The organism is Bradyrhizobium sp. CCBAU 11430 (genome assembly GCF_028128855.1).
Lineage (GTDB): Bacteria > Pseudomonadota > Alphaproteobacteria > Rhizobiales > Xanthobacteraceae > Bradyrhizobium > Bradyrhizobium ottawaense.
This window is the reverse complement of sequence record NZ_LBJV01000070.1, coordinates 242,574-266,665: the sequence shown is the minus strand read 5'-3', so window position 1 is coordinate 266,665 and position 24,092 is coordinate 242,574. Positions and strand designations below refer to the sequence as shown.

26 protein-coding genes are annotated in these 24,092 nt (G+C 64.8%); 18 read left to right on the top strand and 8 right to left on the bottom strand.

Annotation, left to right across the window (positions count from 1 at the left end):
- Positions 1-5: 5 nt before the first annotated feature.
- The gene (locus tag XI04_RS31020; protein ID WP_028141781.1) at positions 6-485 is read left to right on the top strand and encodes a MarR family winged helix-turn-helix transcriptional regulator; all 480 of its coding nucleotides are present in this window, start codon (positions 6-8) and stop codon (positions 483-485) included.
- A gap of 24 nt (positions 486-509) precedes the next feature.
- Here XI04_RS31020 and XI04_RS31015 read toward each other — a convergent pair whose 3' ends face one another.
- Complete coding sequence (locus XI04_RS31015) at positions 510-875, bottom strand: nuclear transport factor 2 family protein (protein WP_271608331.1); 366 nt, start codon at positions 873-875, stop codon at positions 510-512.
- A gap of 100 nt (positions 876-975) precedes the next feature.
- Here XI04_RS31015 and XI04_RS31010 point away from each other — a divergent pair, with 100 nt between their 5' ends.
- The 3 genes from XI04_RS31010 to hemC are packed head-to-tail and all read left to right on the top strand — an operon-like array spanning position 976 to position 4,247.
- Positions 976-1,566 (top strand): TetR/AcrR family transcriptional regulator, encoded by a 591-nt coding sequence (locus XI04_RS31010; protein ID WP_028141779.1) that lies wholly within the window; start codon positions 976-978, stop codon positions 1,564-1,566.
- A gap of 49 nt (positions 1,567-1,615) precedes the next feature.
- Entirely contained in the window at positions 1,616-3,241 is a 1,626-nt protein-coding gene (locus tag XI04_RS31005) for a GMC family oxidoreductase (RefSeq protein WP_028141778.1), read from the top strand.
- 25 nt (positions 3,242-3,266) lie between these two features.
- The gene (hemC, locus tag XI04_RS31000) at positions 3,267-4,247 is read left to right on the top strand and encodes a hydroxymethylbilane synthase (RefSeq protein WP_028141777.1); all 981 of its coding nucleotides are present in this window, start codon (positions 3,267-3,269) and stop codon (positions 4,245-4,247) included.
- A 171-nt stretch (positions 4,248-4,418) separates the two neighbouring features.
- On the opposite strand, the gene hemE is transcribed toward hemC, so the two are convergent.
- A complete protein-coding gene (gene hemE, locus XI04_RS30995; protein WP_028141776.1) occupies positions 4,419-5,453 on the bottom strand; it encodes a uroporphyrinogen decarboxylase in 1,035 nt (344 codons plus the stop codon).
- A 106-nt stretch (positions 5,454-5,559) separates the two neighbouring features.
- Here hemE and XI04_RS30990 point away from each other — a divergent pair, with 106 nt between their 5' ends.
- Entirely contained in the window at positions 5,560-5,775 is a 216-nt protein-coding gene (locus XI04_RS30990; RefSeq protein WP_028141775.1) for a hypothetical protein, read from the top strand.
- 173 nt (positions 5,776-5,948) lie between these two features.
- Positions 5,949-7,853, top strand: a complete 1,905-nt coding sequence (locus XI04_RS30985; protein ID WP_038948366.1) for a sensor domain-containing diguanylate cyclase — start codon at positions 5,949-5,951, stop codon at positions 7,851-7,853.
- Between the two features lie 6 nt (positions 7,854-7,859).
- Here XI04_RS30985 and XI04_RS30980 read toward each other — a convergent pair whose 3' ends face one another.
- Together XI04_RS30980 and trhO are read right to left on the bottom strand one after the other, a co-directional pair.
- Positions 7,860-8,078: a SlyX family protein gene (locus tag XI04_RS30980; RefSeq protein ID WP_028141773.1), complete on the bottom strand. Its 219-nt coding sequence runs from the start codon at positions 8,076-8,078 to the stop codon at positions 7,860-7,862.
- Positions 8,068-8,877 carry an oxygen-dependent tRNA uridine(34) hydroxylase TrhO gene (gene trhO, locus XI04_RS30975; RefSeq protein WP_038948365.1) on the bottom strand — a complete coding sequence of 270 codons (810 nt, stop codon included), beginning with the start codon at positions 8,875-8,877 and terminating at the stop codon, positions 8,068-8,070. Before trhO ends, XI04_RS30980 begins: the two co-directional genes overlap by 11 nt.
- Before the next feature lie 199 nt (positions 8,878-9,076).
- On the opposite strand from trhO, the gene ggt reads away from it, so the two are divergent.
- The 5 genes from ggt (at position 9,077) to XI04_RS30950 (ending at position 15,290) form a co-directional block, all read left to right on the top strand.
- Positions 9,077-10,663, top strand: coding sequence for a gamma-glutamyltransferase (ggt, locus tag XI04_RS30970; RefSeq protein ID WP_038948364.1), 1,587 nt, complete (start codon positions 9,077-9,079; stop codon positions 10,661-10,663).
- A 169-nt stretch (positions 10,664-10,832) separates the two neighbouring features.
- A complete protein-coding gene (locus XI04_RS30965) occupies positions 10,833-11,447 on the top strand; it encodes a (2Fe-2S)-binding protein (RefSeq protein WP_038948363.1) in 615 nt (204 codons plus the stop codon).
- 4 nt (positions 11,448-11,451) lie between these two features.
- Positions 11,452-12,471 carry an FAD binding domain-containing protein gene (locus XI04_RS30960; RefSeq protein ID WP_038948362.1) on the top strand — a complete coding sequence of 340 codons (1,020 nt, stop codon included), beginning with the start codon at positions 11,452-11,454 and terminating at the stop codon, positions 12,469-12,471.
- A gap of 2 nt (positions 12,472-12,473) precedes the next feature.
- Positions 12,474-14,765, top strand: a complete 2,292-nt coding sequence (locus XI04_RS30955) for a xanthine dehydrogenase family protein molybdopterin-binding subunit (RefSeq protein ID WP_271608330.1) — start codon at positions 12,474-12,476, stop codon at positions 14,763-14,765.
- Between the two features lie 60 nt (positions 14,766-14,825).
- Positions 14,826-15,290, top strand: a complete 465-nt coding sequence (locus XI04_RS30950; protein WP_028141767.1) for an FKBP-type peptidyl-prolyl cis-trans isomerase — start codon at positions 14,826-14,828, stop codon at positions 15,288-15,290.
- A 143-nt stretch (positions 15,291-15,433) separates the two neighbouring features.
- Here XI04_RS30950 and XI04_RS30945 read toward each other — a convergent pair whose 3' ends face one another.
- Entirely contained in the window at positions 15,434-15,652 is a 219-nt protein-coding gene (locus tag XI04_RS30945) for a CsbD family protein (protein ID WP_026202894.1), read from the bottom strand.
- A 127-nt stretch (positions 15,653-15,779) separates the two neighbouring features.
- Here XI04_RS30945 and XI04_RS30940 point away from each other — a divergent pair, with 127 nt between their 5' ends.
- From XI04_RS30940 to XI04_RS30930, 3 genes are all read left to right on the top strand, one after another.
- The gene (locus XI04_RS30940; RefSeq protein WP_271608329.1) at positions 15,780-16,292 is read left to right on the top strand and encodes a cupin domain-containing protein; all 513 of its coding nucleotides are present in this window, start codon (positions 15,780-15,782) and stop codon (positions 16,290-16,292) included.
- Between the two features lie 117 nt (positions 16,293-16,409).
- Positions 16,410-16,838 (top strand): VOC family protein, encoded by a 429-nt coding sequence (locus XI04_RS30935; protein ID WP_028141765.1) that lies wholly within the window; start codon positions 16,410-16,412, stop codon positions 16,836-16,838.
- Positions 16,839-16,879: 41 nt separating this feature from the next.
- Positions 16,880-17,368 carry a VOC family protein gene (locus XI04_RS30930; RefSeq protein WP_028141764.1) on the top strand — a complete coding sequence of 163 codons (489 nt, stop codon included), beginning with the start codon at positions 16,880-16,882 and terminating at the stop codon, positions 17,366-17,368.
- Between the two features lie 115 nt (positions 17,369-17,483).
- On the opposite strand, the gene XI04_RS30925 is transcribed toward XI04_RS30930, so the two are convergent.
- Together XI04_RS30925 and XI04_RS30920 are read right to left on the bottom strand one after the other, a co-directional pair.
- Complete coding sequence (locus tag XI04_RS30925; RefSeq protein ID WP_038948360.1) at positions 17,484-18,638, bottom strand: hypothetical protein; 1,155 nt, start codon at positions 18,636-18,638, stop codon at positions 17,484-17,486.
- A gap of 2 nt (positions 18,639-18,640) precedes the next feature.
- A complete protein-coding gene (locus XI04_RS30920) occupies positions 18,641-19,342 on the bottom strand; it encodes a FecR family protein (RefSeq protein WP_028141762.1) in 702 nt (233 codons plus the stop codon).
- Positions 19,343-19,393: 51 nt separating this feature from the next.
- On the opposite strand from XI04_RS30920, the gene XI04_RS30915 reads away from it, so the two are divergent.
- Entirely contained in the window at positions 19,394-20,824 is a 1,431-nt protein-coding gene (locus tag XI04_RS30915; protein WP_271608328.1) for a phospholipid carrier-dependent glycosyltransferase, read from the top strand.
- A gap of 56 nt (positions 20,825-20,880) precedes the next feature.
- Here the strand turns inward: XI04_RS30915 and XI04_RS30910 are convergent, their stop codons facing one another.
- The gene (locus tag XI04_RS30910; RefSeq protein ID WP_095424456.1) at positions 20,881-21,522 is read right to left on the bottom strand and encodes an OmpA family protein; all 642 of its coding nucleotides are present in this window, start codon (positions 21,520-21,522) and stop codon (positions 20,881-20,883) included.
- Positions 21,523-22,075: 553 nt separating this feature from the next.
- On the opposite strand from XI04_RS30910, the gene XI04_RS30905 reads away from it, so the two are divergent.
- The 3 genes from XI04_RS30905 to XI04_RS30895 all read left to right on the top strand — a co-directional run bounded on the left by XI04_RS30905 (position 22,076) and on the right by XI04_RS30895 (position 23,991).
- Entirely contained in the window at positions 22,076-22,321 is a 246-nt protein-coding gene (locus XI04_RS30905) for a hypothetical protein (RefSeq protein WP_095424457.1), read from the top strand.
- Between the two features lie 120 nt (positions 22,322-22,441).
- The gene (locus XI04_RS30900) at positions 22,442-22,696 is read left to right on the top strand and encodes a hypothetical protein (protein ID WP_028141758.1); all 255 of its coding nucleotides are present in this window, start codon (positions 22,442-22,444) and stop codon (positions 22,694-22,696) included.
- Between the two features lie 128 nt (positions 22,697-22,824).
- Positions 22,825-23,991 (top strand): winged helix-turn-helix domain-containing protein, encoded by a 1,167-nt coding sequence (locus tag XI04_RS30895; RefSeq protein WP_271608327.1) that lies wholly within the window; start codon positions 22,825-22,827, stop codon positions 23,989-23,991.
- Positions 23,992-24,092: the final 101 nt, after the last annotated feature.

Genomic DNA, 24,092 nt, shown 5'->3' with positions numbered 1-24,092 from the left:
TCGGGATGTCAAGAAAGGTGCAAAATACACATATTAAAAAGCAGGTGCGCTCGCTTCACGAAGCGTTGATCGACATCGTCAGTGTCATGAACCGCCGGCAGGGCGACGACATGATGATCCGCGAGGCGGGCATCTCGCTCGATCGTGCGCTGTTTCCGCTGCTCGTCGGCATCGAGCGGCGCGGCCCGATCGGAGTCGTCGACCTCGCGGATCGCATGGGGCGGGACTACACCACGGTCAGCCGGCAGGTCGCGAAACTGGAAAATCTCGGCTTGATCAAGCGCCACGCCAGCGAAGCGGATCGCCGCGTCAGTGAAGCCACCATCACGCCCAGCGGCAAGGCCATGACGGACGCGGTGGACAGGGCACGCGAACGGATTGTCGGGGGGATGTTTGCGACCTGGGACGATCAGGATGTGGAGGATCTGGTGCGCCTGATGCGCAAGCTCGCCGACGCCATGATGGCGCCGGGCGAGTCAGCTTGAAATCGATTGCGATAGGGCGGCTTGTCACCGCCCGAGCTGCTTGGGGTCGTAATAGAACCGCTCCTCGATCAGCTTGTCGCCGCGCCAAGTTTGCCACGCGATCTCGTCCAGCGTTCGTGCGACACCCTCTGCGTTGGTGAAGCTGAACGTCCAGCGCGTCGCGACATGGTCGCCGTCGATCAGGCTCGGTCCGATGCGGACGGCCCTGACCTCTTTCGAGGCCGCCAGCACGGCACGCTCCTTGGCGACTAGCTTGTCACGGCCGATCGTCGGAGCGCCGTTGTTCTCATAGGTCGCGGCGTCGGGCGTGCAGAACTGCTCGATCGCACCCATGAAATCCCCGGCCTCCAGCCGCTGCGCAAAAGCTTCGACGACGTCACGGCTCGGCATATCAAACCCCGCAATTAAAACCGACTGATAGTCGGTAAATACCGACCGGTGGTCGAAAAGTCAACTGGCTGCTTCTGCCGAATTCGATTAGACGAGACCCATGGCAAAACAGGCGGAGCGGCGGGCGGCGACATCGGAGGCGATCCTGACGGCGGCGCGCCGCCTGTTCGGGACGCAAGGCTTTGCCGCCACCAGCATGGACGAGATCGCGGCGGCGGCCTCTGTCGCCAAGGGTGCGGTCTATCATCACTTCAAGACCAAGGAGGCAGTGTTTGAAGCCGTGTTCGACCAGGTCTCTCGGGATCTCGTCGTCGAGATCGACAGCGCCGCCCGCGCCGAGAAGGATGTGCTCGCGGCGATGGTCGCCGGCACGCAGCATTATTTCGCGGCGACCGCCAAGGGCCCGACCGGCCAGATCATCCTGCGGGACGGGCCGGCCGTGCTCGGCTGGGAGAGGTGGCGCGAGATCGACGCACGGCATTTCGGCGGCAAGCTGCCACGTGCGCTCTCGGTGGCGATGGAGACCGGCCTCATCGCAAAGCAGCCGGTCGAGCCGCTGGCGCGGCTGCTGCTCGGCGCGGTGACGGAGGCCGCGGTCGCCTGCGCCGGGCGCGCCGATATCGCAAGGGCGGGTGCGGAATATGCCCGTGCGTTCAAGTCGCTGGTCGAGGCGCTGCGCCATCGCGCATGATTGTGCTAGTGACGAACCAGAAACGCCCACACAACAAGAAGACTAGCGCATGAACGCAAATTCCTCTCTCGCATCCACCGATCCCGAATTCGACTACATCATCGTCGGCGCCGGCTCCGCCGGCTGCGTGCTCGCCAACCGTCTATCGGCAAGCGGCAAGCACAGCGTGCTGCTGCTCGAGGCCGGGCCAAAGGATTCCAACATCTGGATCCACGTGCCGCTCGGCTACGGCAAACTGTTCAAGGAGAAGACGGTCAACTGGATGTACCAGACCGAGCCGGAGCCTGAGCTGAAGGGACGTCAGGTGTTCCAGCCGCGCGGCAAGACGCTGGGCGGATCGAGCTCGATCAACGGTCTGCTCTATGTCCGCGGCCAGCACGAGGACTACGACCGCTGGCGTCAGCTCGGCAACACCGGCTGGGGCTATGACGACGTGCTGCCCTACTTCAAGAAGGCCGAGAACCAGTCGCGCGGGGCCGACCAGTATCACGGCAGCGGCGGCCCGCTGCCGGTTTCCAACATGGTCGTGACCGATCCGCTGTCAAAGGCCTTCATCGACGCCGCGGTCGAGACCGGTCTGCCCTACAATCCCGATTTCAACGGCGCCACGCAGGAAGGCGTCGGCCTGTTCCAGACCACGACGCGCAACGGTCGGCGCGCCTCGACCTCGGTGGCCTATCTCGGGCCGGCGAAGGCCCGCGGCAATCTCAAGGTCGAAACCTCCGCGCTCGGCCAGCGCGTGCTGTTCGAGGGCCGCCGCGCCGTCGGCGTCGAATATCGGCAAGGCTCGCAAATCCGACGTGCCCGCACGCGCAAGGAGATCGTGCTGTCGAGCGGCGCCTACAACTCGCCGCAGCTGCTGCAGCTCTCCGGCGTCGGGCCCGGCGACCTCCTGCGCAAGCATGGCATCGATGTCGTGCTGGATGCGCCGGGCGTCGGTCACGACCTCCAGGACCACATGCAGGTCCGCATCGTGATGCGCTGCTCGCAGAAGATCACGCTGAACGACACCGTCAATCATCCGCTCCGCCGCACCATGGCCGGCGCGCGCTATGCGCTGTTCCGCAAGGGGTGGCTGACGATTGCGGCGGGCACGGCGGGCGCGTTCTTCAAGACCAGCCCGCGGCTGGCCTCGCCCGACATCCAGGTTCACTTCCTGCCGTTCTCGACCGACAAGATGGGCGAGAAGCTGCATGATTTCTCCGGCTTTACCGCCTCTGTGTGCCAGCTCCGTCCTGAGAGCCGCGGCTCCCTGCGCATCAAGAGCGCCGATCCGACGGTGCCGCCGGAGATCCGCATCAACTACATGTCGACCGAGACCGACCGCACGACCAACGTCGAAGGTCTGAAGATCCTGCGCAAGATCTTGAATGCGCCGGCGCTGAAGCCGTTCGTGGCTGGTGAGTACGATCCCGGTGCGAAGGTATCCACGGACGCCGAGTTGCTCGATTATTGCCGCGAGCGCGGCAGCACCATCTACCATCCGACCTCGACCTGTCGTATGGGCAATGACGCGCTCGCGGTGGTCGACCAGCGGCTGAAGGTGAGGGGGCTCGAAGGCCTTCGCGTCGTCGACGGCTCGGTCATGCCGGACCTCGTGTCGGGGAACACCAACGCCCCGATCATCATGATCGCCGAAAAGGCCTCCGACATGATATTGGAGGATGCGCGGTAATTTCGCTGCTTGAGAGGGTTTGGACTTGGCTACGCGATTCAAGATCGGCACACGCAAGAGCGCGATGGCGCTGGCACAGACGGAAGAGATCGCGCGCCGCCTGACCGCCGCCGTGCCCGGTCTCGACGTCGAGATCGTCAAGTTCGACACCACGGGCGATCTCGACCAGACCAGCAAGCTCCTGCCGCATGGCGGCAAGGGCGGCGCCTTCGTGGCGCAGATCCGCGCCGCGGTGCTGTCGGGCGAATTGCAGGCGGCGATGCACTCGCTGAAGGACATGCCGGGCAATGAGGACACGCCCGGCCTCGTCATCGGCGCCACCTTGTCGCGCGATCCGCCGAACGACGCGCTGGTGCTGCGCGACGGGGTGACGCTGGAGGCGCTGCGCCAGTCCCGCGGCAAGGGTTTTAAGATCGGCACCAACGCGGTCCGCCGGGCCGCTTACGCGCGACGCCTGTTGCCGGATGTAGAGGTGATCCACTTCCGCGGTGCCGCCGACACGCGCGTCCGAAAGCTCGACAATGGCGAGAAGCAGCGCCTGCCGGACGGCGGCACGGTGGGGCCGGCCGATGCGCTGATCATGGCGCGTTCGGGCCTCGACCGCGTCGGCCTTGCCGGCCGCATCGCGTACGAATTCACCGCAGCCGAGATGCTGCCCGCGGCGGGGCAGGGCATCGTTGCAGTCGAATGCGCGGCGCAGGACTGGCAGACGCGGCAGATCCTGTCGTCGATCGACGATCCCGCCGCGCATGCCAGTGCGGACGCCGAGCGCGAGGTCTTGTGGGTGCTGAACGGCCACTGCAATTCGCCGGTGGCGGGTTTCTCGACCATTGCCGGCGATCAGATGTCGCTGACGGCCTCCGTGCTCGACCTCTCCGGCAACACCATCATCGAAGCCTCGCGCGAAGGCCCCGCCAATCGGCCGCGTGAGCTCGGCCGTGCCGTGGGTCTGGATCTGCTGACGAAGGGCGCCGCCGAGATCATCGAGCGCAGCCGGCCGCGCTAAGCCTTCCCGCGAAAGCGCAACCGGCCATCTTATGATTCCGCGCCTGATTTGCCCGACGTGTCAAACTCGCCTCTGAGCCGCGCGTGGCAGGCCCAGAGTTTTCAATGACTTGTCTACTGTGCATGGGGTTGTTTTCGCGTTTTTGTTTCCGCGCCCGTTAGGGCGGGCGAATTACCCCCGCACCCGCCTGATCATCTGCTCGACATGGGCGATCGGCGTTTCCGGCTGGATGCCGTGGCCGAGATTGAAGATGAAGCGGCCTTGAGCAAAATTGGCCAGCACGTTGTCGACCGCGCGGTCGAGCGCCGCGCCGCCCGTGATCAACACCAGCGGATCGAGATTGCCCTGCACGGCGACCTTGCTTTGCACGCGTTCGCGAATGAAGCCCGGCTCCGCGGCCCAGTCGATGCTGACCGCATTGACGCCGGTCGCCTCGACATAGCCAGGCAATTGCGCACCGGCCCCGCGGGGGAAGCCGATGATCTTCGCATCCGGCACCTTGGCCCGCACGCCCTCGACGATGCGGCGGGTCGGCTCGACCGACCAGCGCGCGAACTCGGCCGGCGGCAGCACGCCCGCCCAGGTGTCGAAGATCTGCAAGGCATTGGCGCCGGCGGCGAGCTGCAACAGCAGATATTGAATCGAGTTCTCGACCAGCACGTCGATGATTTTCGAGAACGCCTCCGGATGCCGGTAGGCCATCATCCGCGCCGGCGCCTGATCCGGCGTGCCCTGGCCGGCGACCATGTAGGTCGCAACCGTCCACGGCGCGCCGCAGAAGCCGATCAGCGCGGTCTTTGGATCGAGCGCGCCGCGGACGAGCTTGAGCGCCTCGAACACCGCCTCGAGCATGCCGAAGTCGGCGCGCGCGGCGAGCGTTGCGACCTTCGCCGGATGATCCAGCGGATCCAGCCGCGGGCCCTCGCCGACCTCGAACCGCACCGAGCGCCCGAGCGCATAGGGGATTACTAAGATGTCGGAGAAGATGATCGCCGCATCGAAGCCGAATCTGCGGATCGGTTGCAGCGTCACCTCGGCCGCAAGCTCCGGGTTGAAGCACAGATCGAGGAAGCCGCCGGCCTTGGCGCGGACCTCGCGATATTCCGGCAGATAGCGGCCGGCCTGCCGCATCATCCACATGGGCGGGATGCTCTGGCGCTGGCCGGAGAGCACGTCGATGAAAGGTTTCGTCGCAGATTGGGGCACGAATGGTCCTGAGAAAGGTTATGGCCTCTGATACACCGCTCCGGCCCTCAGCGGAACAGGGGAACCAGCGCAATCGGGCCGCGTTGACCAGCCGATGGAGGACATCATGGCTGAGACATTCAATCCCGCGCCGCATGACAAGCACGCCGACGATCTGCGTGAGGCGCTCGTCGCCGACCGGCAATCCAAGCTCGACGCCGGGCTCAGGGACAGCTTCCCAGCATCTGATCCCGTAAGCGCCACCCAGCCGACGCCCTCGAAGGCCGATGCGGAAGCCGACAGTCCCTCGCTCTGGGACAAGGTGAAGGCGATCTTCAGCTAGGGGAAGGCGACGCCGGGATTCCGATCGGCTTGCTAATACCTTGTTAGCGATGTGCTTATCGCGGCGTCCGTAGGACTACTGGAAACCGTGTAGATGGCTACGTATTCCAGTAGTGATTTCAGAGTTCAATAATAGAAGCGGCAGAGTTTCCGACGATCGGAGAATTCTGCCGCATGAGCCTTGCGACCCAACGAGCTGGATGGAGCCGTCTGCCGCTGCGCGCGGCGGCGTTCGTTGTGCTGACCTGCGCGACCATCCTCGGCGTCAGCGGCTGGCGGGAATGGGCTGCGCGCGACGCGGTGCTCAGGGGCGCCGAGACCGAGATGGCGAACGTTGCCCGCTCGCTGACCCAGCATGCCGAGGACAGCCTCGATCTGCTGGATTCCGGCGTCGTCGGCGTCGTCAGCCGGCTCGAGATGGACGGCACTGCACCGGCCACGATCGCCAAACTGCGCACCCTGCTGGAAGTACGCAAGAAGGCCATCGAGCGCGTTCACAGCCTCGCCATCATCGACGACCAGGGCAACTGGCTGACCTCGCCCGGGACGATCGGCTCAACGCTCAGCGACGACGCGTTTTTCCGCTATCATCAGCTCTCCCCGAAACGAGAGCCCTATGTCGGCCGTCCCGTAAAGAGCCTCCTCGACGGCCAATGGGTCGTCACCCTGTCGCGCCGCTTCGACAAGCCCGACGGCAGCTTCGGCGGGGTCGTGCTCGCGACCATCAGCTCAAAATATCTTTCGCATTTCTACGAGCAGTTCGAGATCGGCCGCAACAGCTCGGTTTCGCTCACGCATGGCGATGGCCTGATCATCGCGCGCAACCCCAGCAACGAGACATTCGTCGGACGCAGCGTTTCCGACAAGCCGTTATTCCGCGACGCGAGCCTGCAACGGCCGAGTGGGGCCTACTATTTCAAGTCCCCCCTGGACGGCGCCGAGCGCGTCAGCTTCTTCAAGCGCAGCAGCCGTTTCCCGCTCCTTTTGCTTGCCACAGTCGACAAGGACGAGTTGCTCGCGCCCTGGCGCGCCGCGGCAATCTCCCGCATGCTCTACGTCGTCGCGCTGGTGATGCTGATTGCGGTCATCGGCGCCGTGCTGGTGCGACAGTTGCAGCGCGGCCAGCGCATGGCCGCGGCCCTGGTCGAGAAAGAGGCGCATTTCCGCCTGCTCGCCGAAGGCTCCAGCGACATGGTGACGCGCATCGGGCTCGACGAGCGGCTGCGCTATGTCTCGCCCTCGTCCGCGCGGGTCGTCGGCTGGCGCGCCAATCAATTGATCGGCACGCCGGCGCTCGCGGGCATCAATCCGGAGGATCTGCCGGAGGTCCAGGCGATCGTCGACGCCATGAAGCGTGGCGAGCGGGAGGAGGCGCGCCTCACTTATCGCAACTCGCACCGGCAGAACGGCGAAGTCTGGCTGGAATCGACCATGCGGGTGACGCGCAAGGACAATGGCCGCGTCGACGGCGTGGTCGCGATCTCCCGCGACATCACCGAGCACAAGAAGCTGGAAACCAGGCTCGAGACGCTCGCGATCGAGGACAGCCTCACCGGCCTTGCCAATCGCCGCCGCTTCGACGAGCGGCTGAAAGAGGAATGGGCGCGCGCCTATCGCGACCGCTCGAGCCTTGCTTTGCTGATGATCGATGTGGACCACTTCAAGGCCTATAACGACGAATACGGCCATCCCGCGGGCGATGCCTGCCTGCGTCTGGTCGCAAAGATCATCGCGGCCGAGACGCAGCGCGCCGGCGATCTGGCGGCGCGCTATGGCGGCGAGGAATTCGCCATGCTGCTGCCGAACACCGATGCCGCCGGCTGCGCTCTTTTCGGCGAACGGATCCGCAGCGCCATCCACGAGGCCGGCCTCGTTCATGCCACCAATCTGGAATCCGGATGCGTCACCGCCTCGGTCGGCGGTGCGACCTGTCGGCCGGCGCTGGAACGCACGGCGGGCGTGGCCTCGCTGGTTGAGGCTGCCGACCGGGCGCTCTACGCTGCCAAGGACGCAGGCCGCGACCGCCTGGTGATGTCCGGCGAGCTCATGAATTTGATGCCCAAGGCCTCCGGCCAGTAAGACGGCTCAATAATGCGGCGGAGGTTCGTTGGCTGGTCCAGGCGCATTGGCCTCGGCTTCCTGCAGCCGCTCGCCGAGTTCTGCGATCTTCCGCGTCAGCAGATCGATCTGCTTCCACTGCGCGGTGATGGTCTGGTTCAACGTCTCGATCGTGTCGTCCTGGTAGGCGAGGCGCGTTTCCAGTGTGTCGATGCGCTCGCTCAGCGTCTTGATCTCATTCGTCACGCGTCGCATCCTTGTTTCGTTCGCGCAAACCGGATTCTTGCAAGCCGGATTCTTGCAGGCCGGATTCTTGCAGGCCATGGCCGAGCGCGACGCGCTCATCGAACACGAAGCATTCGCCGCGCCAGCGGCTCTGCGCCTCCGGCACCTCTTCCAGATATTTGAGAATGCCGCCCTTGAGGTGATAGACCTCGGCAAAGCCGCGCGCGAGCAGATGCGCGCTCGCCTTTTCGCAGCGGATGCCGCCGGTGCAGAACATCGCGATCCTGCGGTGCTTAGCCGGATCAAGCTCGACGGCGGCAAAATCCTTGAACTGGCCAAAGCTCCTGATGCCGGGATCGACGGCGCCTTCGAACGTTCCCATCGCCACCTCGAAGGCGTTGCGGGTATCGAGCAGCAGCATATCGGGCGCTGAGATCAGCGCGTTCCATTCGCTCGCATCGACATAGGTGCCGACCTGGCGGGTCGGATCGGCAGCCTCATCGCCAAGCGTGACGATCTCCTTCTTCAGCCGCACCTTGAGCCGCCCGAACGGCATCGCTTCGGCGGCCGAGAATTTCAATTCGAGATTGTTCAGCCTGCCGCCGAACATGTCGCCGTGAGCGAGCTCGTGGGCAAGGACGTCGATTGCCTCCGGCGCACCGGCGAGCGTGCCGTTGATGCCCTCATGCGCCAGCAGCACGCTGCCCTTCAGCTTAAGGCCGGCGCAGAACGCGCGCAGGGGTTCGCGCAGCTCGCGGTAATCCGGGAGTGCGGCGAATTGGTAGAAGGCGGCGACCTTGATCGAATCCGGATTAGACATGGCGGCTCGTTTAGCAGGCGGCCGCCGTCCGGAAAACCCGCATGGCCGCCGGCCTCGAAAGGTCTATTCGCTCAGCGGATGCCAGCCATTTCCCTGGTATGCCAGCATTGCCCCGGCGGGCCGGAATGTGTCATGTAACCCCGGTTTTTTCCGAGATGGCGCGCCATCCGCGCCACGGGCCCAAGAGAGCAAGAATTCGATGAGAAACTTTCATTTCCCAGGCAGGTCCACGGTCCACGCCACCAACGCGATGGTGGCGACCTCGCATCCGCAGGCCTCGCTCGCCGCGATCGAGGTGTTGCGCGAAGGGGGCACCGCGGTGGACGCGGCGGTAGCGGGTTCGGCCCTGCTTGGCGTGATCGAGCCGCAATCGACCGGCATCGGCGGCGACTGCTTTGCGCTGATCCAGCCGCGCGGCGAGGGCAAGATCATCGCCTATAACGGCTCCGGCCGTGCCCCGAAGGCGGCGAACGCCGACTGGTACCTGGAGCGCAAGATCAACTCGGTGCCGCTGACCTCGGCGCATGCGGTCTCGATCCCCGGCGTGGTCGATGCCTTCGCGACCGTCTTGCGCGACCATGGCAAGTTCGGCTTCGACCGGCTGCTCCAGCCCGCGATCAAGGCGGCCGAGGAAGGCTACGTCGTCGCCCCCCGCATCGCCTTCGACTGGAAGAACCAGTTCGAGAAGCTGAAGGGCGGTACCAACACAGTGCGTTACCTGTTGCCGGGCGGCAAGCCGCCGGTGGCCGGCGACGTCATCCGCCAGGCCGAGCTCGGCAAGACCCTGCGCGCGATCGCCAAGGACGGCCGCGACGCCTTCTACAAGGGCCCGATTGCCGAAGACATGGTCGAGACCCTCAGGGGCATCGGCGGCCTGCACACGCTCGACGATTTCGCCGCGCACACCACCGAGACGACGACGCCGATCGGCACCGTGTACAAGGGCTACGACGTCTGGCAGTGCCCGCCGAACGGACCCGGCCTCACCATGCTGCTGATGCTGAATATCCTGTCGCGGTTCGACCTGACGAAATACGCGCCGCTCAGCATCGAGCGTTTCCATCTCGAAGCTGAGGCCGCGCGCATCGCGTACATGCACCGCGAGCTGCACGTCGCCGATCCCGACCACATGCAGGTCGAGGTCGCCAGGATCCTCGCCAAGGAATTCTGCGACGAGCACATCGCCAAGATCCGCATGGACGGCATGCTCGACCTGCCGAACGTCGCACCGCCGATGAATCCGTCGACGATCTACATCACCGTCGTGGACAAGGACCGCAACGTCTGCTCGTTCATCAATTCGATCGCGCATTCCTTCGGCTCGGCGATCGTCTCGAACAAGACCGGCGTCCTGTTCCAGAACCGCGCCGGCGGCTTCCGCATCCAGCCCGGCCATCCCAACTGCATCGCCGGCGGCAAGCGGCCGCTGCACACGATCATGCCGAGCCTGCTCACCAAGGGCGGCCGCTCCGTGATGCCGTTCGCGGTGATGGGCGGGCAGTACCAGCCGGTCGGCCAGACCCGCGTCGTGACCAACATCCTCGACTATGGCTGCGATGTGCAGGAGGCGATCGACATGCCGCGCGGCCTGCACTACGAGGGCCAGTATCAGCTCGAGGACAGCGTGCCGACTGACATCGTCGAGGGCCTGAAGAAGCTCGGCCACAAGACCACCAGTGTGGTCGGCCCGCTCGGTGGTGCGCAGGCGATCTGGATCGACTGGGAGAAGGGCACGCTCACCGGCGGCTCCGATCCGCGCAAGGACGGCTGCGCGCTCGGCTATTGAGTGCTGCCGCGCGGGGTTCCGCGCGCAAGATCAGGAAAAGTTGACGAAGGGCGGCGCGGCATTTGCTGCGTCGCCCTTTCTCGTGCGGAACAGAGTTCATTGCTTCCGGTTAAGGGGCGATGGGCGGTGCAGGCGTGCGCTGCTTTGCAGATAAGCGGCGGAGGCGTCGATGTCCGACACATCAAGTTCCAAACAATCAGCATTCGATCGGCGCGCCTTCATGGCCGGCGCAGCTGGCAGTGCGCTCGTCCCGATCACCGCGCGCGCGGCCACAGAGGAAGCCAAAGCCCCAGCTGCACAGGACCCCTCACTTCCCGTCGACGTCACGCTGCGGGTCAACGGCAAGGACAAGCGCCTGCGCATCGACGCGCGCACCACGGTGCTCGATGCGCTGCGCGACCACCTCAAGCTCACCGGCAGCAAGAAAGGCTGCGACCACGGCCAGTGCGGCGCCTGCACGGTGCTGATCGACGATCGGCGGGTGGTGTCGTGCCTGACGCTCGCGCTCGCGGCGGAAGGGCAGGAGATCACGACGATCGAGGGGCTGGCGACCGACGATCGCCTGCACCCGATGCAGCAGGCTTTCGTCGACAACGATGCGTTCCAATGCGGCTATTGCACGCCTGGCCAGATCATATCCGCCGTGGCTTGCGTCAAGGAGGGACATGCCGGGAGCGAAGCCGACATCCGCGAATACATGAGCGGCAACATCTGCCGTTGCGCGGCCTATCCCAACATCGTCGCGGCCGTGAAGCAGGCCGCGCCCGAGATCATGAAAGGCTAGGCGCATGCGACCTTTTTCGTATCAGCGGGCAACAGACCCCGACATGGCCGTGCAGGCGCTGAGCGCTGCCGCGGCGGCAGCCAGCAATCCGTTGACCCAGGCGACAGCCCAGCCGCTTGCGGGCGGCACCACGCTGATCGATCTGATGAAGCTCGACGTGATGCGGCCCGCCGCGATCGTCGATATCAATCCGTTCGCGCACGCCTGGTCGGCGATCGAGCCCGGCAGCGACAGCTTGCGGCTCGGCGCGCTCGCAAAGATGTCCGATGTGGCCGCCCATGCCGAGATCCAGCGCAATTATCCGGTGATCGCCAATTCCCTGAAGCTCGCCGCCAGCGCCCAGTTGCGCAACATGGCGACGCTCGGCGGCAACGTGATGCAGCGGACGCGCTGCAGTTATTTCCGCGACGTCTCCTACGAGAATTGCAACAAGCGCAATCCCGGCTCAGGCTGCGCCGCCATGGACGGCGTCAACCGCATGCATGCCGTGCTCGGCACGTCAGATCAGTGCATTGCGACCTATCCCGGCGATTTCGCGCAGGCGTTGATCGCCCTTGATGCCGTGGTCGAGATCACGGGCAGGGCCGGCACGCGCACGATGCCGTTCGCAGAGCTGCACAAGGCGCCGGGGAACTCCCCCGACATCGAGACAACGCTTCAGCCCGGCGAGCTGATTTCGGCCTTTTCGATCCGGGGCCGCTGGCCTCGCTCGGTGTATCTCAAGGCGCGCGACCGGCAATCCTACGAGTTCGCACTGTCCTCGGCTGCGATCGCGCTCGACGTGCAAGAGGGCACGATCCGGGATGCGCGCGTCGGGCTCGGCGGCGTCGCCACCATGCCCTGGCGGGCGCGCGAGGCGGAGGCGCTGCTGAAGGGACAAAAGTTCGACGAAGCTCTGGCGCAACGCGTCGCTGATGCTGCTTTTGCAGACGCCCGCGGCCGCCGGCACAACAGCTTCAAGATCGCGCTCGGCAAGCGCGTGGTGGCGCGCGCGCTCCAGCAGGCCGTAACGATGGAGATCTGATCATGACCGCTGCAGCTCCCTCGCCCAAGGCGAATATGGGCCAGCCCGTGCCGCGCTATGATGCGGCTGCAAAGGTCACGGGGCGGGCGACCTACGCCTCCGACATGCCGCTGGATAATCCGGCCTATGCATTCCTGGTCACCAGTGCGATTGCCAAGGGCCGCATCGACCGTTTCGATCTCGATGAGGCCAAGGGTGTCCGCGGCGTAATCGAGATCGTCACCCACGAGAACGCCCCGAAGCTGAGGGAGTCGAAGCTATTCAGCAATGGCGGCTATGCCGGAACCACGATACAGCCGCTGAAGTCGGCCGAGATCGCCCATGACGGCCAGATTATCGCTGTCGTCGTCGCGGAGAGTTACGAGGCCGCGCGCGAGGCCGCCAATCGTGTCAAGGTCAGCTACACCGCCACCGCGCCCAGCGCGAGCTTCGATTCGCCGGGAACAACCACGGCGGCCGCAAAGGGCCAGAACGCGCAGTTCAAGGAAGACCCCGCGGTCGGCGATTTCGCCAAGGCATTCGATGCGGCCGAGGTCAAGCTCACCGCCGCCTACGACACGCCGACGCAGCACCACAATCCGATGGAGCTGTTTTCGACGAGCTGCGCCTGGATGGGCGACAATCTGGTCATCTACGAAGGCAGTCAGTTCGTCTATGGCTTGAAGCACGGCGTCGCCGAGCAGCTCGGCATCGACGCCGACAAGGTGCGCGTGGTCAATCCCTATGTCGGCGGCGGCTTTGGTTCGCGCGGTTCGATGACGCCGCGGACCGCCATCATCGCCGGCATCGCCAAGCGCCTGGGCCGCCCGATCAAGCTGGTCCCGACTCGCGATCAAGGTTTCACAATTACGACCCACCGTGCCGAGACGCGCCAGGAGATAAAGCTTGGCGCAAACCGGGACGGCAAGCTGCTGGCTTTGAGGCACGAGGGCGCCGAGGTCTCCTCGCGCGCCGATGCCTATTGCGTCGGCGGCACCAAGACGACGACGCGGCTCTATGCCTGCCCGAACGTCGACAGCCTGGTGTCGATCGTGCGTGCCGACCGCAACACGCCGGGCTTCATGCGCTCGCCGCCGGAGGTGCCCTATCTGTTTGCGCTGGAGAGCGCGATGGACGAGCTCGCGGTTAAGCTGAACATGGATCCGGTCGAGATTCGGCGCATCAACGACACCACCAACGAGCCGATCGGTGGCAAGCCCTACACCTCGCGCTCGCTGATGGCGTGCTTCGACGAGGCCGCCAAGGCCTTCGGCTGGGCGCAGCGCTCGCCGCAGCCGAAATCGATGTCGGACGGCGACTGGCTGATCGGCTATGGCTGTGCCGCGACCTGCTATCCGACGCAGATGGGGCCGTCGGCCGCGCGCGTGCGCCTGCAGCGCGACGGCCGGACCCGGGTCGAGATCGCCGGCCACGAGATCGGCACCGGTGCCTATACGGTCATCGCCCAGACCGCGGCCGAGCGCCTCGGCGTGCCCCTCGAGAAAGTTGCGGTCTTCATGGGTGACAGCGATCTGCCACCGGCGCCGGTTGCCGGTGGCTCGAACTCGACCGCGAGCACCTGCTCGGCGGTGATGATGGTGTGCGACCAGATTCGCCAGCGCCTGTTCAAGGCCGCGATGCCGGCTCAAAGCCTGACCGACCGGGCCAAGGAGACCGTGGGTCTCGGCCAGACACCGGCCACGCAGGCGGCGAAGGGCGATCGTCCACTCGACATCGAGAAGGCCTTCGATGCGCTCGGTGTCGGCGTCGTCGAGGAATATGGCGAGTGGAAGCCGGAAGGCGCGCCGCTGGATTCCTTCCGCGCCATGCACAACGGGCAGGTGCGGCTCGTCGGCGGTCATGCCATGAAAGACCAGATCGCCTACGCATTCGGCGCCGAGTTCGTCGAGGTCCGTGTCAATCGCTTCACCCACGAAATCCGCTGTCCTCGCCTCGTCGGTGCGTTTGCGGCGGGCAGGATCATGAATCCGCGCACGGCGCGCAGCCAGCTGATGGGCGGACTGATCTGGGGCATGTCGTCGGCACTGCTGGAGGCCACCGAAATCGACGAGCGCAATGCGCGCTACGTCAACGACAATCTTGCCGACTACCTCGTGCCCGTGAATGCGGACGTCGCCGGAGTCGAGGTCATTTTGCTCTCCGAGCAGGATGACCGCATCAATCCCGTCGGCGTGAAGGGCCTCGGCGAGCTCGCCAATGTCGGCACCAATGCCGCGATCTGCAACGCGATCCACCACGCCACCGGCCAGCGCATCCGCAAGCTCCCGGTCCGACTGGAAAATATCGAGGTGTGAGGGGTGGAAACCGCACCCGCGTTGCGCTAGACACCTTCCGCCTCAAACGGAAGGTGCCTTATGCAGCGTTTCCAGCGCGCGCTCCTCACCCTGATGTCGGCACTCGCGATCACGGTGATCGCAGGCGTGTCGCATTTCGTTTCCACCACGGCCTCGGCCCAGACCGCAGGAAAGACCATGACCACAGCTTCAGGCTTGCAGATCATCGACTCCACCGTCGGCACCGGTGCCTCGCCGCAGCCCGGCCAGATCTGCGTGATGCACTATACCGGCTGGCTCTATGAGAACGGCCAGAAGGGCAAGAAATTCGATAGCTCCGTCGATCGCAAGGAGCCGTTCGAATTCCCGATCGGCAAGGGCCGTGTCATCGGCGGCTGGGACGAGGGCGTCGCCTCGATGAAGGTCGGCGGCAAGCGCACGCTGATCATCCCGCCGCAGCTCGGCTACGGTGCCCGCGGCGCCGGCGGCGTGATCCCGCCGAACGCGACGCTGATGTTCGACGTGGAATTGCTCGCGGTGAAGTGACGCATCGGGTCATTCCGGGATGGTCCGAAAGGACCAGACCCGGAATCTCGAGATTCCGGGCTCGGTGCTACGCGCCGCCCCGGAATGACGGCAAGAAAAAGACCGGCCTTTCGGCCGGTCTTTTCGCTTTTAGATGCCGCGCGTCATTCCGTCGCGCGCTTTGCTCCTGCCGCTGCGCGATCGATCGCGTCCTTTGCGGCGTCCTTGGCATCGCCCATGGCCTGCTGGCCCTTGCCCTTCACTTCCTGGACCACGCCTTCGCCCTTCATGCGTTCGGAACCGGTGGCTTCACCGATGCCCTGCTTGGCCTTGCCGATCGCTTCGTTGGCGTTACCCTTGATCTTGTCGGTCGTGCTACCCATGAGACTCTCCTTCCATTTTGCTCGCAAAGGCAACGTCCCGCAGCTACGAGGGTTCCGATTTTGGTATGGCTCGCGAGTGCGGCTTCGGGTTAGTTTGCCGCGCACGGAACCAACAGAAAGCAAGTCCATGACCGGCCATGACCATTCGCATTCCCACCATGACCACGATCACGACGATCGCTGGAAACATGACGGCGTGCGCGTCATTCCCGGCAACCAGCTCGATACCAACGTGCCGTCGACGGCGGGCATGGACCGCGCGGCCGCGATCAATTTCGCGCGCGTCGGCGCCCAGAAATTGTGGGCCGGCACCGTCAGCATCAAGCCCGATGCCAGGACCGGCGCACACCATCACGGCCATCTCGAAAGCGTCATCTACGTGGTGAAGGGCAAGGCGCGGATGCGCTGGGGCGAGAGCCTGCAATTCACCGCGGAGGCCGGCCCCGGCGATTTCATCTTCGTCCCGCCTTACGTGCCGCACCAGGAGATCAACGCCAGCCCCGACGAGGTGCTGGAATGCGTGCTGGTGCGCAGCGACGGCGAGGCAGTGGCGATCAACCTCGACATCGAGCCGGTCGAGAAGCCCCAGACAGTGCTGTGGGTCGACCCCATCCACCGGGATCCGAACGAGAAGAAGTAAGACCGCCCCGCGGTGGGAGGCGCGATCGTCTCCGGGGGGTGAAAAAATATCCGGAAGCCGTGTCGGGTGGCCCCCTGGCGATCCGTCCTTGGGCAGAACCCGCCCAAGGAGCTTCCGATGCCCAGGATGATTTTCCTCAATCTTCCCGTGACCGACCTCAAACGTGCGACCGCCTTCTATGAGGCGGTCGGCGCGACCCGGAACCCGCAATTCAGCGACGACACGGCGAGCTGCATGGTCTTTTCCGAGGCCATCTACGTGATGCTGGCGACCCACGACAAATTCCGCCAGTTCACGCCGAAGCCGATCGCAGATGCCAGGACCTCGAATCAGGCGCTGTTCTGCCTGTCCGCCGACACCCGCAACGAGGTCGACGCGATTGTCGGCAAGGCAGAGGCGGCAGGCGGGGTGGCCGATCCCAGCCCGAAGGACGAATACAGCTTCATGTACGGCCGCAGCTTCGAGGATCCGGATGGCCACATGTGGGGTGTGAACTGGCTGGACATGGCGGCTGTCCCTCCGCAGCCCGTTATGGCGAATGCCTGATCCCAGTCCGTCGAACGCTAAACCAACGAGGAGCATTCACGATGTCCAAGGTCGTACCCTGCATGTGGTTCAACGGCGATGCCGAGGAAGCCGCGAAGTTCTATGTCTCGCTCGTGCCGAACTCGGCGATCACGCACGTTCAGCGCAATGTTTCGGACGGCCCCTCCGGCAAGGAAGGCTCCGTGCTCGTCGTCGAGTTCATGGTCGCCGGTCAGCCGCTGGTCGCGCTCAACGGCGGGATGAAGATGGAATATACCCATGCCATTTCGCTGATGATCCATTGTGATGATCAGGCCCAGGTCGACAGCGTCTGGAATGCGTTCCTCGCCCATGGCGGCAAGGAAGAGCAATGCGGCTGGCTCCGGGATCGCTGGGGCGTGGCCTGGCAGGTGGTGCCGAAGGTGATGTTCGAATTCCTGTCGAGCCCGGACAGGGCAGCGGCCGCGCGCGCGATGCAGGCGATGATGAAGATGGTGAAGCTGGATGTCGACGTGCTGCGCCGCGCGTTCGAGGGCAAGTCGGCGGCGTGACGACGACACGGGTGCCGTAGGTGGGCAAAGGCGATCTTGCGCCGTGCCCACGATCCGACTCCGGTGGAGACAAGTGGTGGGCACGCGTTCGCTTTGCCCACCCTACGAAGCTGCCTCAGTAATTTATCCGTAAGCCCACGCCGCCGTGGATGGTGTTGCCGACGGGCTGCGGGCCGAGCGTGCCGTTGGCGAAGAGATCCACGACCCAGCCCTTCTGCACGCGGAAGCCGAGCCGCCCGCCATATTCGAACCAGCCCTGGTTGCCCATGGTCGGCACCACCACGCCATCGCCGGTCACGGTGGCGACGATGCCGCTGTGGCTCGCAAACGACTGCACCCAGCCGCCGTTGATGTTGGTCTCGACGTTGCTGCCGAACAGATGCGTCCACTGGCCGCCGATCTTGACCAGGCTGGTACGGTCGGTGCCGGTCGCGATGGTGGCGTCGAACGGGTTGAAGGCCACGGCATTGTCGCTGTAGCCGGACACGCGCTGCCAGAGCTGCCAGACTTCGATCGAAGCTGCGACCTCGTCGCGCGGCGAGACGCGGCTCATCCAGCCGGCGCGGCCGTAGACCGCATAGTTCGAAGCGTTGGTCGAGCTCGTCACGCTCACAGGACCGAGGCTGGTATTGTAGCTGCGGGTGTAGCGCGCCTTCTCCCACGGCGTCAGGATCGTTCCGACGTCGAAGAACGGACGTGACGATCCCCAGTCGGTGAAGTCGTAGCGGAGGGCAAAGGCGCCGATCGGCGCGCCGGTGATCTTGTAGCCCCCCTCGTTGTAGTGCGTGTAGGCGATGCCGGCGAGCAGCGACAGATTGTTGGTGAGCTCCTTGCGGCCGTGGATGCCGGCCGAGAACGAGCCGGCCGAGCCGAACGCGCTGATGCAGTCGCTGCAATTGACCTGCTCGTTGACGCCGAGCAGGACCGTGCCGAGCACCCGGTTGGTGATCATCTGGTTGAAGCGCTGGCCCGCGAGGCCGCCGATCGAATTGCCGCTGGAATCGGCCCCGGTCGGTGTCGGGCTCGGCGACGGATATGGACTCGGCGACGGGGAAGGATAGGGGCTCGGCGAAGGGGTGGGTGAGGGCGACGGAGAATATGTCGGCGTCGGAGATGGTGAATAGGTCGGGTAGGGCGTCGGCTCGCCGCATCCGATTTCGCAGGTCGCTTGAGCTGCGGCGGGACGAATGTCGAGCGCGACAAACGCCAGCGCAGCGGCCGCGGTCAGCAGGCCGGTGAGGGCGAAGAGCCGAAAGTTGAATTTCGCCATCGTCAGCGCCCGCACAGCATGCCGTCGTCCTGGACGGCCGGCGTGATGGTCGGCGAGGCGCCGGCATATTGGTTCACCGCGCACAGGCCGGCACTTGCGGCGCAGTTGGCGGCGAAGGTCCAGGGCGGCGTGTTGGTCTTGGTGATCGAGACCTTGCCGCCGGTTGATGTTATGATTGCGGTGTCGCCCGGCTGGGTGAGCTGCACGCATTGTGAGCTCGTCGTGCAGACGCTCGCCGCGCCGTCCTGAAGCACCACGACGGAGCGTCCGCGCTGCGAGAGGATGTCGAGCGTGGTGCCGCGCACACCGATGGTCGCAAGCGGCGTCGTGATCTTGTAGGCGGTCTTCTCGGAATGTCCGGTAACGAAACGGAATGCGCCGGTGGTCATGCGGATCGCGACGTCACGATAGCTGTGCTCGTCGTTGAAGACGGTGCGGTCGAGCTTGAGCGTGGCGCCGGGGCCGAGCGACAGATTGGTGCTGTCGGCCATCACGAAGCGCGCGGCACTGTCGACGCCGGTGCGCACGGTCTCGTCGCGCAGCATGCTGTCGCCGACACTGATCGGCGTGGTGGCCGCGGCCACGCGCACCACTTCGTTCTGGATCACGACCGCTTCGCCGACGCGCGTCTGCGCCTGCGCAGCAGGCGCCGCGCACAATGCGGCCGACGACAGGATAGGGAAAAGCCAGAAACGGAAATTCATTTCGCAACCGATCGATGTGTCCCTGATCGTACCGGATCGCGCGCGCTTCTGATGTGGCGAAATTATCACAAGCGGAGCGGTACGTGCGTTATGCTTAGTGACAGCCGCGGCGGAATGCGTTCAATGAAAGCAGCGATCTCTATTTTTGTCCGCGGTGACGCAAATTTGCCACGCAAAACATCCCCACAGCAGCTGCTTGAACGGTCCGCAGTTCCGAGATTGTCGCGAAGCGCAGTGGTAGCTGTCGCTATTTTCCTAGCTGCCCATCTCGCGCTGCTGATCGGCCTCGCGACGCCGGAGAAGTTCGTCTTTGACGAGGTGCACTATGTGCCGGCGGCGCGGCAGATGCTGGCCCCGGCGATGTCGCAGCCGATGCTCAATCCGATGCATCCGCCGCTCGCCAAGGAGCTGATCGCGGCGTCGATCGCGGCCTTCGGCGACAACGCGTTCGGCTGGCGTTATCCCGCGACATTGTTCGGCGCATTGGCGATCGTCGCGATCTATCTGTGCGGGCTCGCGCTGTTCTCCGCGCAAGGGCCGGCGATCGCCGCGGCGCTGATCGCCGCCGTGAACCAGATGCTCTACGTGCAGGCGCGCATCGCCATGCTCGACATCTTTGCGCTCGGCTTCGGTCTGCTCGCGACCGCCGCCTTCATGCATGGTTTTCGACGGGAGCGGCCGCAGGCGCTGTTCGCGCTCGCCGGCAGCCTGTTCGGCCTGGCCGCTTCCTGCAAATGGAGTGGCCTGTTTCCACTCGGCGTCTGCATCGTCATCGTCGCGGTGATCCGCCTGATGCAGGGCTGGCGCACGCTGTTCGCCGACGCGAAGCCGGACGACTGGTACCGGCCGGACCTCTGGCCCGGCCTGAGGCTGCATCATGTCGCGCTCTGCTTCGCCATCCTCCCGGCGATGACGTATCTTGCGGCTTTCGTTCCGCTCTACGGCGTGTCGTTGCCGGATCTGATCGAGGCGCAGCGCCGGATCTTCGCCGACAACACCACGACCGCGATCGCAGGACACACCTATATGAGCGCGTGGCCATCCTGGCCGCTGCTCGCGCGCCCGGTGTGGTTCCTGTTCGACAAGAGCGCGGAGGACAACGTCTCCGCAATCGTCTTCCTCGGCAATCCGCTGGTGTTGTGGCCGGCTCTGCTCGCACTCGCGCTCGTGCTGCGCGATTTCATCGTGCTGCGCCGCTGGGATGCGTTCCTGATCGCGGCGTTCTATTTCGGTCCCTGGCTCGCCTGGGCATTGCTGCCGCGCACGCTCGGGTTCATCTACTACTATCTGCCGGCCGCCACCGCGGCGTCGCTCGCGCTGGTCTATGTGCTGCGCCGGGACGGCCTGCCGCGCTGGCTGCTGTGGGCCTATGTCGGTGTCGCCGCGATCGGCTTTGCGGTCATGCTGCCCATCTCTGCGGCCTTCATCGGCACGTCGATGCGGAGTTTTGGCCGGCTGATGCTGTTCCAGAGCTGGATATGACATCGCCGCCTGCCGGGGCGGCAGGCGGCGAGCCTTCTGTCGCGATCAAATCGAGATCATTTCGACGCGGTCTTGGTGTCCATGTTCACGACCTGGACGCGGCGGTTGACCGGGTCGGCGCCGTGGGCGGCATCCTTCAGCTTGGTCTTGCCGTAGCCGACGGTGACGAGATCGGTGCCGTTCAGGCCGTAGTTCTGCACCAGATACTTCTTGATGGTGTCGGCGCGGCGCTCGGAGAGGCCTTGATTGTACTCTTCACCACCGACCGCGTCGGTGTGGCCGGCGACCACGAAAGTCGAGCCCTTCAGCGCCGGATCGGACAGCGCCTTGCCGAGCGCCTGCACCGAGGGCACCGAGGTCTTGGCGATGTCGGCCGAGTTGTAGTCGAACTGGATTTCCAGATCGATCTTCGGCTTGGTCGCGGCGAGTTCGGCAATCTGTTCGCGCTCACCCGTCGAGAGCGAACGGGTCGAGCGGTTGCGCACGGTGTTGAGGAATGTCGATTCCTTGGCCTGCGCCGCCGGATCGGCCTGCGGACCGGCGGACAGGCCACGGGTCGCCGGCTTCGGCTTCAGTGCATCCAGAATCTGGCCTGTGGAGACATTGTTGTCACCGGCTACAGCCAGGCCCGCCGTCATCGACAGCGCGGCGGAAAGAGTTATCGCCTTCAGTCCAAAGAACTTATCAAAACGGGTCATTGTCGTATCCTCGCTGTTACGCCTGATAGCGATTTGATGCTGCGAGCATAAGGCAGGTTCAAAGGTCCTGATGTGATCTTGGTCACGGTGGCTACAGCCGGTTCCGGGCCCATCCTAGCGCATTCCCGGGTGTTTCGGGCATCGGACCGGCACGTTTCGCGATGGCCCCGGGGACAAGGGCCGATCGGACCAATAGCAGTCGTCGCACGCGCCGCGGCGTGGGTTCAAGCAGCGGCAATCCCCGGTGTGATTGAAATCACCTTGCGAGCGCATGCTCATTCCCCTCCGTACCGTGGGAGGTGGCTGACCAAGGGTTCCGGCGCTGGCGAGGGCCGGCAGACTCGGCGGCGGTGCACACCGATCGTCGCAAAGCCGTCGCCGCACGGCCCGGCCGTGAACAAGAAATCGGCCAGATGCGCGCCTAGCAGGACGTTGTCCCCGCCAATCTCCGAATGAAGGAGCCGAGTTCCGTCCAGTGCCGAGGCCAAGTGACTATCAGCGTGACTACTTCAATCGCAGCGGCCCGCCGGATCGGACAGTGTCCCTGAGCTCAATGCCGATCTATATCGGTGCGGCCATGATCGCGGTGGCCATCCTGCTGTCGACGCTGATCACGGGGCTGACCTCCCGCTATGTCGGACTCGAAGCGCCGACCGACGAGAACGTGTGGCTGGTCGACCGCCTCACCGGCAGCGTCTATCGCTGCCAGGCGGAGGGGCGCGGCAAGGCCCTGTGCGAGCCGGATGTCGCCACCGGCAGCCTCGGTGACCGGCCCAAGGTGCCGAAGGATGGCCGCTAGGCCCTCCGCCTTCGCACTGCAGCAAGAAAATTGTCTTCTCCGCGAAACGTCAGCGCGAGAGAATACGTAATTGCGAAGGCCGGCATGACGCCGGTTTTGTTTTACGGAGGAGACTTTTCGATGAAGATCTTGCTCACGTCTGCAGCCTTTGTCGCGTTTACCCTTTCGCTGTCCCCCGCATCTGCCGCGATGATGGCGTGCACCAAGGACAACATGATGAAATCCGCAGCCATGATGGGCGGCACGCCCGACACGCCGGCCAAGATGGCGGCGAACAAGGAAATGGCCATGGCCAACACGGACATGAGCAACGGCAAGATGAAGAGCGCCTGCATGCACTACATGAAGTCGCAGAAGGCGATGACGATGAAGTAGGCGCGAGGCGCGCCACCATCCGGCCGCGCTGTCAGCAGATGGCAGCGCGGTTTTTTTGACTGCTGCCTCGAGGTCTTCTTTTTCTTCTTCTTTTTCTTGGCGCGAATCCCGCTACATTCCTCCCCGCAATGTCACGCGCGCCAAAACCGCTCCACCTCACCACGACACAGGCCCGGCAGATCTGGCTGCATGCGCAGCGGCTGGATGAGCGCGCGCCGTTCGGCGACGGAGCTCGGGCCGTCGCGGACGCGGTGGCTCATCTCGGCTATGTGCAAATCGACACCATCAACGTCATCGAGCGCTGCCATCACCACATCCTGTTCAGCCGTATCCCGTCCTACCGGCGCGCCGATTTGCGCCACGCCCAGAGCGTCGACAGAAGCGTGTTTGAGTATTGGACCCACGCGCTCTCCTACGTACCCGCCGGCGACTTCCGCTTCTTCCTGCCGGCGATGCGCGAGCACCGCCGCGAAGGGCACAAATGGTTCGCCTCGGTGAAGCCGGCCGACACGCGCAAGGTGATGCGGCTGGTGCGCGCCGCGCCGCTGACGATCCGCGACATCGAGGACGACGTGCTCACCGAGAAGGAGCATCTGTGGCAAAGCCGCAAGCCCTCGAAGCGGGCCTTGCAGCTCGCCTTCTATACCGGCGCCGTGACCATCAGCGAGCGGCGGGGCATGCTCAAGACCTATGAACTGATGACGCGGCATTTCGGCTGGGACACACTGCCCAGGCCAGCCTCAGCCAGGGAGATTACGACCTATCTGCTCGACCGCGCGCTGCGGTCGCAGGGCGTGGTGAGTCTGGATTCGATCTGCCACCTCGACGCGCCGCGCAAGAAGGCGGTGGCCGGCCTGATCGCCGCCCGCGTCCGCCGTGGCGAGCTCGTGCCTGTTGTGATCGACGGCGCCGGCAAGCAGGAGCATTGGGCGGCGCCGACCACGCTCGAGGCGAACGGTGAGGTAGTCTCGCCTGATCTCGTCCACATCCTCTCGCCGTTCGACCCGCTGATCATCCAGCGCAAGCGCACCAGTCTCATCTTCGGCTACAACCACCTGTTCGAGGCCTATGTGCCGAAGGCCAAACGCAAGCTCGGCTATTTTGCGCTGCCGGTGCTGGTCGGCGACGAGATCGTCGCGGCGCTCGATCTGAAGACCGACCGGCAGGCAAAGAAGCTGCTGATGCAGAAATGGACCTGGGTCGGGCAGGGCAAGAAGACGGCGGGGCGCAAGGAGCTCAAGCAAAAGATCGAGGACGAGCTCGACCGCTTCGAGCGGTTTCAATTGGCGGAGTGAACGCTGATCGCCGCGGCGCCGGTCTCGTAGGGTGGATTAGCGAAGCGTAATCCACCATTTCAGTTTCCGCGGATACAAACAGTGGTGGGTTACGCCTTCGG